This is a genomic window from Thalassospira sp. UBA1131 (genome assembly GCF_002311515.1).
Lineage (GTDB): Bacteria > Pseudomonadota > Alphaproteobacteria > Rhodospirillales > Thalassospiraceae > Thalassospira.
Genome location: NZ_DCAO01000056.1, coordinates 1 through 10,267, shown reverse-complemented (window position 1 = coordinate 10,267; position 10,267 = coordinate 1). Strand labels below are relative to the sequence as shown.

General features: G+C 54.1%; 8 protein-coding genes and 1 pseudogene. 2 read left to right on the top strand and 7 right to left on the bottom strand.

Annotated elements, in window-relative coordinates:
* Positions 1 to 857 (bottom strand): c-type cytochrome biogenesis protein CcmI (ccmI, locus tag B3Z49_RS08560; protein ID WP_296989952.1); only part of this gene is annotated, 857 nt, incomplete at its 3' end.
* Between the two features lie 23 nt (positions 858 to 880).
* Positions 881 to 2,871: pseudogene (locus B3Z49_RS08555) on the bottom strand (heme lyase CcmF/NrfE family subunit).
* 224 nt (positions 2,872 to 3,095) lie between these two features.
* Here B3Z49_RS08555 and B3Z49_RS08550 point away from each other — a divergent pair.
* The gene (locus B3Z49_RS08550; RefSeq protein WP_008889770.1) at positions 3,096 to 4,115 is read left to right on the top strand and encodes a cation diffusion facilitator family transporter; all 1,020 of its coding nucleotides are present in this window, start codon (positions 3,096 to 3,098) and stop codon (positions 4,113 to 4,115) included.
* A 117-nt stretch (positions 4,116 to 4,232) separates the two neighbouring features.
* Entirely contained in the window at positions 4,233 to 5,513 is a 1,281-nt protein-coding gene (locus B3Z49_RS08545) for a hypothetical protein (RefSeq protein WP_296989946.1), read from the top strand.
* A gap of 80 nt (positions 5,514 to 5,593) precedes the next feature.
* Here B3Z49_RS08545 and B3Z49_RS08540 read toward each other — a convergent pair whose 3' ends face one another.
* From B3Z49_RS08540 to B3Z49_RS08520, 5 genes are all read right to left on the bottom strand, one after another.
* Positions 5,594 to 6,364, bottom strand: a complete 771-nt coding sequence (locus B3Z49_RS08540) for a PhoH family protein (RefSeq protein WP_008889771.1) — start codon at positions 6,362 to 6,364, stop codon at positions 5,594 to 5,596.
* Positions 6,365 to 6,704: 340 nt separating this feature from the next.
* Positions 6,705 to 7,931, bottom strand: coding sequence for an organoarsenical effux MFS transporter ArsJ (gene arsJ / locus B3Z49_RS08535; RefSeq protein WP_296989943.1), 1,227 nt, complete (start codon positions 7,929 to 7,931; stop codon positions 6,705 to 6,707).
* Positions 7,932 to 7,936: 5 nt separating this feature from the next.
* Positions 7,937 to 8,962: an ArsJ-associated glyceraldehyde-3-phosphate dehydrogenase gene (locus tag B3Z49_RS08530; protein ID WP_296989941.1), complete on the bottom strand. Its 1,026-nt coding sequence runs from the start codon at positions 8,960 to 8,962 to the stop codon at positions 7,937 to 7,939.
* A 12-nt stretch (positions 8,963 to 8,974) separates the two neighbouring features.
* Positions 8,975 to 10,006, bottom strand: coding sequence for an ACR3 family arsenite efflux transporter (gene arsB, locus B3Z49_RS08525; protein ID WP_296989939.1), 1,032 nt, complete (start codon positions 10,004 to 10,006; stop codon positions 8,975 to 8,977).
* Positions 10,007 to 10,267 (bottom strand): ArsR/SmtB family transcription factor (locus B3Z49_RS08520; protein ID WP_296989938.1); only part of this gene is annotated, 261 nt, incomplete at its 5' end.

The window sequence follows — 10,267 nt, the reverse complement described above, 5'->3', positions numbered from 1 at the left end:
GCGATCCAGCGATCGACCGCAGCACCGACATTGCCTTCCTGTGCATCGGCAAGGCCAAGATAAAACTGGATGCGCGGATCGGTACTGTCGGTTTTTTCGGCTTCGCGCAGCACGCCACGGGCTGTCGTATTGATTTGGCCGTTATTGCTGCGGATCAGGCTTTCGGCATACATGGCCAGATAATCACCGTCGCGTCCCGACCGTTTGACGGTTTCAAGAAACGCGGTTTGCGCTTCTTCCGGGCGGCCAAGCGCCATCAGGCTGGCACCCAGCAATTCCCAGGCCCGCAGATCATCTGGATTTTCCAGAAGCCTTTGCGACAGATCGCTGACGGCTCGATTAAGCACCGACTGGCGGTCTTCATCCGCCGTCTGGGCCATGCGCACGGCATTGATTTCATCGGTGCGGCTGGTGATCGGGCGGTCTGGCATGGTCGGATTGCCAAGATCAAGATAAAGCCCGAACCCGCCAGCAATGAACAGCACGATAAAGCCAGCGGCAATGGCCCGGACCGGCTTGTTTGCCGATGTCTGCTCGATGGTGTCAGTGGGTTGTTGCTTTTTGATGCGCTGATCTGCCGCCAGAATACGACGCTGAACTTCGGTGCGCGCGGCATCGGCCTGCTCGGCGCTTAGAACGCCGCGCTCAATATCACGGTCAATCTCGGAAAGCTGATCACGATAAACCGCAAGGTCGCGCGAAAGCTCGTTTTCCGGGCTGCCATCTTCAGGCTCCGATGCGGACGACGCATCGGTTGCCTCATCCGATCCAGCTTTACGGTTGCCGCCAAAAATCGGCCACAGAATGAACCCCGCAAGCAGCAGGGTAATCGCGCCAAGAACAATCCAGATGGTCATTATTTAGGTATCCTGTCCTTGGCTTATTCTGCGGGCACTGCTTTGGCGGCAGTCTTGTGGGAACGGGTCGGTGCCCCGATGCGATAACGACGATCCGAAAGCGACATCAATCCGCCAAACACCATGACAAGCCCACCAAACCACATCCATGGGATCAGGGGTTTGACGTAAAACCGCGTGATCCATTTGCCGCTTTCATCCTGATCACCGATCACGGCATAGATGTCACCGGTGAAGCTTGACTGAATACCGGCTTCGGTCGTCGGCATGCCTTCGACCGTATAGACGCGTTTTTCCGGTGTCAGGACAACGGTGCGTTCGCCCGGTGTGGTGATGGTGATTTCCGCTTCGCGGGCGGCATAGTTCGGCCCCTGATATTCACGGATGCCAGACAGGATAAAGGTATGCCCGGCAAGTTCGGTGCTTTCGCCAACGGCAAGTGACTGAACGGCTTCTTCGGTCCAGGCCTGCGATCCGGTGATACCGGCCACCACGATTGCCACACCGGCATGGGCCAGCATCGTCCCATGGGCCGAGCGCGGCAGATTGCGCATCCGGCGCAGGCTGGTGCCAATTGGCTCGCGGAACAGCTTGATCCGGCCCGACCATTCAAGGATCGATCCGACAAACAACCAGGCTGCAAGCCCCATCCCAAACAGGGCAAAGGCAGGTCCCCCCGAAAGCCAAAGTGTCACCAGCACGACAACCGCGGCAGCCGCAAGGGCGATCTTGAGCTTGTTAAACACGCCCAGAAGGTCGGCACGTTTCCATGGCATCAATGGGCCAAAGGCCATCGCGACAATCACCGGGGTGATGATCGGAACGAAGGTCGCATTAAAGAACGGCGCGCCCACCGAGATTTTTTCGCCAGTCAGGGTTTCAAGCAGCAACGGATAAAGCGTGCCGAGCAACACCATGGCGGCGGCAATCGACAAAAGGACATTGTTAAAAATAAGCGCCCCTTCGCGCGAAATCGGCTGAAACAGCCCGCCGCCTTTCAATGTCGGTGCCCGCCAGGCATAAAGTGTTAGCGACCCGCCAACGGCAATGAAGAGCAGGAACAGGATAAACACCCCGCGCGTCGGATCGGTGGCAAAGGCATGCACCGATGTCAGCGCACCCGACCGCACAAGGAAGGTCCCCAGAAGCGAGAAGGAAAACGCCAGGATCGCCAAAAAGATGGTCCAGCTTTTAAGTGCGTCACGCTTTTCGACCACGATGGCCGAATGCAAAAGCGCAGTCCCCGCAAGCCATGGCATGAAGGATGCGTTTTCAACCGGGTCCCAGAACCACCAGCCNNCCAGCCGCCCCAGCCAAGCTCGTAATACGCCCACCAGGAACCAAGCCCGATGCCAGCGGTCAAAAAGACCCAGGCTGCCAGCGTCCAGGGGCGCACCCAACGCGCCCAGGCCGGATCAACCCGGCCTTCAATAAGGGCTGCGACCGCAAAGGCAAAGGCGACTGAAAACCCGACATAGCCGAGATAAAGGAACGGCGGATGAATGGCGATGCCCGGGTCCTGCAACAGCGGGTTCATGCCTTCCCCATCCAGCGGCGGGTTCAATACGCGCTCAAACGGGTTCGACGTCAGAACAATAAACAGGATAAAGCCTGCCCCGATCAGCCCCATCACGCCCAAAACGCGCGCCAGCAATGTCGGCGGAAGATTGCGGCCAAATGCTGCTACCGCGCCGCCAAACAGGGTCAGGATCAGCACCCAAAGCAGCATTGAACCTTCGTGATTAGCCCAAACACCGGTGATCTTGTAGATCATCGGTTTGGAGGTATGGCTGTTAGCCAGAACGTTAAGGACCGAGAAGTCGGAACTGACATAGGCATAGGTCAGCGCAAGGAAACTCGCCGCGACCAGTGCAAAGCATGCCAAAGCCAACCGTGGTGCGACGGCCAGAAGTGCGGCGTCACGCCGCGATGCCGCCAGAAACGGTACGGTGGATTGGGCAACTGCCATCACCAATGACAGTATCAGCGCGTAATGTCCGATCTCTACAATCATATTATCGTTTCTCGTCCCTAGCAGGCTTTACAGTATCAATTATGTGCCCGGATGCGACATATAATCCCTTTAAAAAGGCTTGGAAACCTTGCGGAATATCAAATATGCGCTATTTGCTGCCCTAGGACGGGCGAAAATATGGCAATAGACATTACATATTGTACGCAAACAGGCTATAAAACGGTGGTCAGTAAGCGTATTGGTAGGCCAGAGGTTGACAACTGATGAGTCAATGTCCCGTCATTGACATCGCACAGAAAGAGACTTGGGCGCGTCGTGCAACGACGGCCTCCATTGTCATTGCTGCGACACTGATCCTGATCAAGGCTGTCGGCTGGTTCCTGACCGATTCCGTCAGCCTTCTATCTTCGATGATTGATAGCATGCTTGATGTTGGTACCTCTGTGATCAACTTCATGGCGGTGCGGTCGGCCTGGCGCCCGGCGGATTACGATCACCGATTTGGCCATGGTAAGGCAGAACCGCTGGCGGGGCTTTTCCAATCGGCCTTCATGATTGGGGCTGCGATCCTGGTTCTGGCCGAGGCGGCATCGCGCATCACCGAACCCATGCCAATTTCATTTGCCGTCGAAGGCCTTTGGATCATGGGCGTTTCGCTGATCATGACCATTGGCCTGGTTTTGCTTCAACGCAAGGCGGTGCGGATTTCAGGCTCGGCCGCGGTCGAGGCGGACTCGCTTCATTACAGCAGCGATATCCTGTCCAATCTTGCGGTGATGATTGCGCTGTTTGGCGGGATGTCGGGCCTTGCCTGGGCCGATCCGGCGATTGGCGGACTGGTTGCGATCTTCCTGCTCTATTCCGCGGTCAAGGTTGGCCGGACCTCGGTCAAGGTTCTAATGGATGCGGAACTGCCCGAATCTGATAGCCAGCGCATCATCGAACTGACCATGAAAAACCCCGATGTCATTGGTATCCACCGTCTGCGGACCCGGTCATCGGGCGTGCATCGCTTTGCCGAGATCGAATTGATCATGGATGGCGGCATGCTGATGCGCGAATCGCACACGATCTGCCATCAGGTGATGGACAGCATCCGTGCAGAATATCCCGATCTCGATATCACCATCCATCCGGAACCGCCCGAAGACATCCACCTTGATGAATTCAGCGGCTATACCGAGGATCCGGAATTCTGGCACACCGGCCGCGCCAAACGTGCCGGGCAGCACGACATCCCAGTCAATAACAGTGGCGGCGAAGTCGCGGCCATGGGGCGGTAAATGCGCACCTTGTACCCTTAGTGCATTGATATAACTATCCAAACGAACAGCTTGAACCTTGTTCCAGAACAATAGCATTCTATTAGTCAGGGTTTAAACAGTTCAGGTAGGTCGGTAATGAAACATGTGCATCTCAAGAGGGTTTGGGCAGCGCTAAAGATACGCTACCCGTTCTTCCAGGCGGCTTCGTCAAGTAGCAAAACATTCACTGCATTGCTGATCATGTTCCTTATTTGGATGGGGTACTCTCTTTCTTTCATATTTCAAAATGAAGGTATGGAGAAAATTTCAGAAAACTCTGTTCTAGTAAGTCTCCTTTCGTTTCCTTTGCAGTTTATGTTTGTTGCACTTGCCGGAATCAGTCTAATTGTCTCGAGGACGTTTATTTCTACCGAGAAGACAAGAATATATACTCGGTCGAGGACAATTCCTTATGCAGTAGATAAGGAAATCCCCAAGGCGTTCAGGTGGTTCATCGGTAACCGAGACGTGGAGTTTAAATTTGATAGCGATCAATTTTACAAAGTTCCTCCGTTCTTGGAAGCATCATTTCGGTGGTCAGAATTCGATCGGGAAGAGTTTTATCTAGTAAATGCGGGAGCGTTGGACCACCCAAAGTTGACTCTTCGCGAGGTGAAAAGCGAGAATGAGAAGTTGGTGATGCATCTCGGTTTTGCGAGTTTTTATGATATTTTTACGACCCATTACTCGCCAGATTTAAATATGTCTAATCAATCCAGTCGCGAGAACGGCCAGTTGGGGCGTAACTCTGTAAGAGGTATTCTCAATTCTTCGTTAAAAGACTGCTACACAGATAATTGGGATATCAATAATTTTCAAAATAGAAGCTTTAAGCTCTATAAATATTTGCCAAATCCATTGGGTATTAGCGGCATAATCGTTCTTAAGTGTGAAGATGGTGAATCCTATGTTCCTCTTCGTACAAGAAAATCTTACGAAGCCGCCTCTCAGAATGAAATGGAATGGAGCTTCTCTGGTTTGATTGAGGGGGCTGACTGGTTGTACAGACAGCATATACGTCAGAAAGATCTTATCGAAGTCGAATTCACAGACGAAATTAAAGATAGTTACGATGGCCTGATATCCAACGTGGATTTCGAATACTCAATAGTTGGAATGACCTTGAATCCCCTGCTTTTATATCAACCGGAAATATTTGCTCTGATGATGAGTGAAGTTGTATCCGCAAGCCTAATTGAAGAACTTAAAGAGAAAATGCGGTTAGAGAGCGGTGGCCACGAGTTGGTAAATTCGAACGAATTGCAAGGGATTGCGTCAGAGCGCGCGGTAAAGAACCTTTTTTCTCCTGGGCTTGAATTTCTAGAGGAAGCGCATCCTGAGTTGTTTAGTCGAAAGGCATGTGTCGCTAAACTCTGAGATAACTACAAAAAAATGGCGGACCCTTTCGGGCCCGCCTTTGTTTTATGCAGTGTTTTTGCAGTTTGCTGTGCTGAAACCTAAAGAACGGTCAACATGCTTGCGACCAGCGGGTGACGGACGATGTCCTTGTCACGCAGCTGGACACAGGCGACATCCTCGACATTTTCAAGACGTTCGGACATTTCCGAAAGACCCGACATTTCCGGCAGAAGGTCGGTCTGGTCCGGGTCGCCGGTCAGGATCATGGTGGAGTTCCAGCCAAGGCGGGTGACCAGCATCTTAAGCTGTCCGTATGTGCAGTTCTGCGCCTCGTCAATCACGACAAAGGCGTTGTTGAGTGTACGACCCCGCATATAGCCGATCGGCGCAATCTCGATCGTGCCGTCCGAGATGTAAGTCTTAAGGCGCTTGGCCCCCAGACGATCATTGAGCGCATCATAAAGCGGGCGCAGATACGGTGCCATTTTGGCTTCGACGTCGCCTGGCAGGAAGCCGATATTTTCACCGGCTTCAACGGCCGGGCGGGCCAGAACGATGCGGGCGATGTCGCCGTTATCAAGGGCTTCGACCGCCTTGGACACAGCGATATAGGTCTTGCCGGTGCCGGCCGGGCCAAGGGCCATGACCAGATTGTAATTGTCGATGGCATCCATCAGGGCTGCCTGGTTTTCACTTTTTGGGCGGATGTTGCGGCGGTAGCTTTGATCGCGTTGTCCTTTCTGTTCTGTTCCGGTCTGATCCGACCCGCCAAGCGGGTGCCAATCAGCATTGTTTTCATCAAACAGTTCATGAACATTGTTATTAGACTGCTGCGGACGGTTACGACGACGTGCTGCGCGCTTACCCATGACAATCACCTCAACAAAGTGGCCAAAAAAGCAAAACGCGCCATTCCGTTATGGAAAGGCGCGCATTCAATTTTCATCTCGCGATGGAAGTGGCGGTAGGAGTTTCCGCCGGTCACAGCATGTTGCATGTGCGATCCGGGGGGCGAAAATTCTCGGTTTAAGACGCTTTTTCGCGGCACTCGGGAACTCCTCCTGCGGTCCAGTTATTGACCGTTAATTGGAATCGTACCCCTATATGCAGTGTCTTGTCACGGCTTTTTGCGCGATTAAAGTTTCATGAATTCGGTTTATGAGTCTTTTCAGGTATTTATCCCGCATCTGCGAAGGAAGTTTTTTCCAATCAACCGTGCGTTGGTGTCGCTGAGCGCGAAGGCAGGGCGGTACTGATCACCCAGGCGAGCGTTAAAAACGCGATTGATGTCACAAGGCATCCGACCAATCCGCCATAAAGATACGCCACCCCCGAAAGCACCGTTCCGGTCAAACGTCCGATGGCGTTCGACATATAATAGAACCCGACATTCATCGCGACCTTGTCGCCCTCGGCATAGGCAAGGATCAGGTAGGAATGCAGCGATGAATTGATCGCAAAGACAATCCCGAACACAAGTAATCCACCCAGAACGGCAAGTTCCGGGGCGAAGTCCTGTGTGATGGCGATGGCAATAGCAGCAGACACGGCAATAAGGGCGGCAATCCAGATTTGCGCGATGCGGCCGTCCGGCTCGCGGGTTTTGGCACGCAGCATTTTGGGCGCAATGGCCTGAATAAAGCCATATCCGATCACCCAAAGCGCCATGTAACTGCCAACCTCGATATGGCTCCAGCCAAGCTCGGATGCCAGAAACACCGGCAGGCCCACGACAAACCAGATATCGCGCGATCCAAACAAAAACAGCCGGGCGGCGGACAGCACATTGATCTTGCGATCACGCGAAAAGACATCGCGAAATTTCGGCTTCATCGCACCGGCTGGTCCGGCCATCGCAGAGCCGAGCGATATGGCAACCGCCACAAGTGTCAGGGCAAGGCCCGCTGCCATCGCCAAAAGCGCACCGGAAAAGCCAAGCCAGGACAGCAACGCACCACCCATGAAAAAGCCCACGCCCTTAAGCGCGTTCTTTGACCCGGTCAAAAGCGCAACCCAACGGAAAAGCGCCCCCTCGGCATGGGCGGGGACCAGAACCTTGATCGCCGATTTGCTCGACATTTTGGTCAGATCCTTGGCAACCCCCGATGCAGCCTGAAGCCCCATGACATAAGCAACCGAAATCGCGGGGAGCCAATCGGGGTTGGTAAATGAAAGCGCGGTCAGCGATGCAATTTGTAATGCCAACCCGGCAAACAGGGTAAAACGCAATCCGCGCGCCTGCGCCAGCCATCCGCCGACCAGATTGGTGACGATGCCTGCCACTTCATACAGGATGAACAACAACGCGATTTCAAATGCCGAATAGCCCAGCGCATGAAAGTGCAACAGCACCAGCATACGAAGCGCCCCGTCGGTCAGGGTAAAGCCCCAATAGGCCCCGGTGACCAGCGCATAGTTGCGGATTGCGGCCGACATTTTTGCTATTTCCCCAACAGGTGTTGCGCGACTTTGGCCGCCAAATCCGCCATCCGGCAGACATATCCCCATTCATTGTCATACCAGGCCAGGATTTTGACCTGACGCTTGTCGATCACCATGGTCGATCCGGCATCGATAATCGAAGACCGGCTGTCGTTGAGGTAATCGGCACTGACCAGCGGCCGTTCTTCATAGCCAAGAATACCGGCGAGATAGGTTTCAGATGCCTCGCGCATCAGGCGATTGATGGTTTCGGCATCGGTGTCCTCGGCGACTTCAAACACGCAATCGGTCAGCGACGCATTTAGCAACGGTACCCGCACGGCAATACCGTTCAGCTTGCCCTTGAGTTCCGGGTAAATCATTGTGATCGCGGTGGCAGAGCCCGTGCTGGTCGGGATCAGCGATTGCAGGCAGGACCGTGCACGGCGCAAATCCTTGTGCGGCAGATCGACAATCGTCTGGGTGTTGGTCACATCATGAATGGTGGTGATCGATCCATGCACGATGCCAAGCTGTTCATGCATAACCTTGACCACGGGTGCCAGACAGTTGGTCGTGCAACTCGCCGCGGTCAAAAGGTGATGCTGGGTTGGGTCATAAAGATCGTCATTCACGCCATAAACGATGTTTAGCGCGCCTTCTTTGACCGGGGCGGCAACGATGACCTTTTTGACCCCTTGATCAAAATAGGGCTGCAATGTCTCGGGCGTTTTGAACTTGCCGGTGCATTCCAGAACAATGTCGCATCCCATGCCAACCCAATCGGTCTCGCCGGGCGTGGCATTTTCGCTAAAACTGATTTTGTGCGTCTGATCGATCACCACATGATCGTCGATACAGGCAACAGTGTTGCCCCAGCGGCCATGGACCGAATCAAATTCCAGCAAGTGGGCCGCGGTAACAGCCCCGCCCTTGATCTCGTTGATATGAACAAATTCAAGGTCCGGATGCCCCCATCCTGCGCGCAGAACCAGACGGCCCATGCGGCCAAAACCATTGATGCCAATGCGGATTTTGCGGCTCATATCAGGGCTCCGTTAGTTTGCAATTTGCGATGGGGTGAACCAGCCACGGGTGCGGTTGGCAATGGCGACAAGCGACAGCATCACCGGCACTTCGACCAGCACACCAACTACGGTGGCAAGGGCCGCGCCCGATGAAAAGCCAAACAACCCGATGGCAGTCGCCACAGCCAGTTCAAAGAAGTTCGATGCCCCGATCATCGAAGACGGCGCGGCGATCTTGTGTTCCACGACTAGCACCTTGTTGGCGACATAGGCGATGGCCGCGATGAAATAGGTCTGCAAAATGATCGGCACGGCCAGAAGGGCAATGATCATCGGCTGCGCAATGATCTGCTGTCCCTGAAAGGCAAACAGCAAAACCAGCGTGCTCAGCAACGCAATCATCGATACGGGTTTGAGCTTGGCATCAAAGTTATTGAACGCCGCGACCCCGCCTTTCATGACGCGGTTTCGGATGATCTGGCCAACAATCACCGGAATAACGATAAACGCCACAACCGAAATGGTAAGCGTTTCCCAAGGAATGGTGATCGCCGAAATGCCCAGCAAAAGGGCCACAATCGGTGCAAAGGCAAAAATCATGATCGTGTCATTCAACGCCACCTGGGTCAGCGTAAAGTTCGCATCCCCCTTGGTCAGGTGTGACCAGACAAACACCATCGCTGTGCAGGGGGCTGCCCCCAACAGGATAAGACCGGCGATATAGCTTTCAATCTGTGCCTCGGGCAGGAGCGGGCGGAACAGAAAGCCGATAAACAACCAGCCAAGGGCTGCCATGGTGAACGGCTTGATCAGCCAGTTCACCCCAAGCGTGACACCGATCCCGCGCCATTGGCGGCCGACTTCGTGAAGCGCACCAAAATCAACCTTCATCAACATCGGCACAATCATCAACCAGATCAGAACCGTCACCGGCAGATTGATCTCATAGGCGGTCAGATTGCCAATCGCCTGAAACACGCTCGGGAACATCTCGCCCAAGACGATGCCGACCACGATGCTGACAGCAACCCAGATGGTCAGAAAACGTTCGAAAATACCCATCTAGCAGCATCCTTTTTCATCGACGGTGGCAGAACGGCTTGGCAGCCCGCACAGTTCGGGTTGCCCCTGACAGCAGTCATCTGCAAGAAACCCCAGAAGATCGCGCATGGCATCGGGAACGATCCGGTAAATGATCGACCGGCCTTCGCGGGTGCTGGTAATCAGCCCGGCCTGACTAAGTGTGGTCAGGTGTGATGACATGGTGTTGTGCGGAATGGATATCTGCCGGGCCAGTTCGCCCGCGGCAATACCGTCATTCCC

Coding starts and splice junctions, on each gene's coding strand:
- B3Z49_RS08550 (WP_008889770.1), top strand. CDS start 3,096: ATGAGTCAATGTCCCGTCATTGACATCGCACAGAAAGAGACTTGGGCG.
- B3Z49_RS08545 (WP_296989946.1), top strand. CDS start 4,233: ATGAAACATGTGCATCTCAAGAGGGTTTGGGCAGCGCTAAAGATACGC.
- B3Z49_RS08540 (WP_008889771.1), bottom strand. CDS start 6,364: ATGGGTAAGCGCGCAGCACGTCGTCGTAACCGTCCGCAGCAGTCTAAT.
- arsJ (WP_296989943.1), bottom strand. CDS start 7,931: ATGTCGGCCGCAATCCGCAACTATGCGCTGGTCACCGGGGCCTATTGG.
- B3Z49_RS08530 (WP_296989941.1), bottom strand. CDS start 8,962: ATGAGCCGCAAAATCCGCATTGGCATCAATGGTTTTGGCCGCATGGGC.
- arsB (WP_296989939.1), bottom strand. CDS start 10,006: ATGGGTATTTTCGAACGTTTTCTGACCATCTGGGTTGCTGTCAGCATC.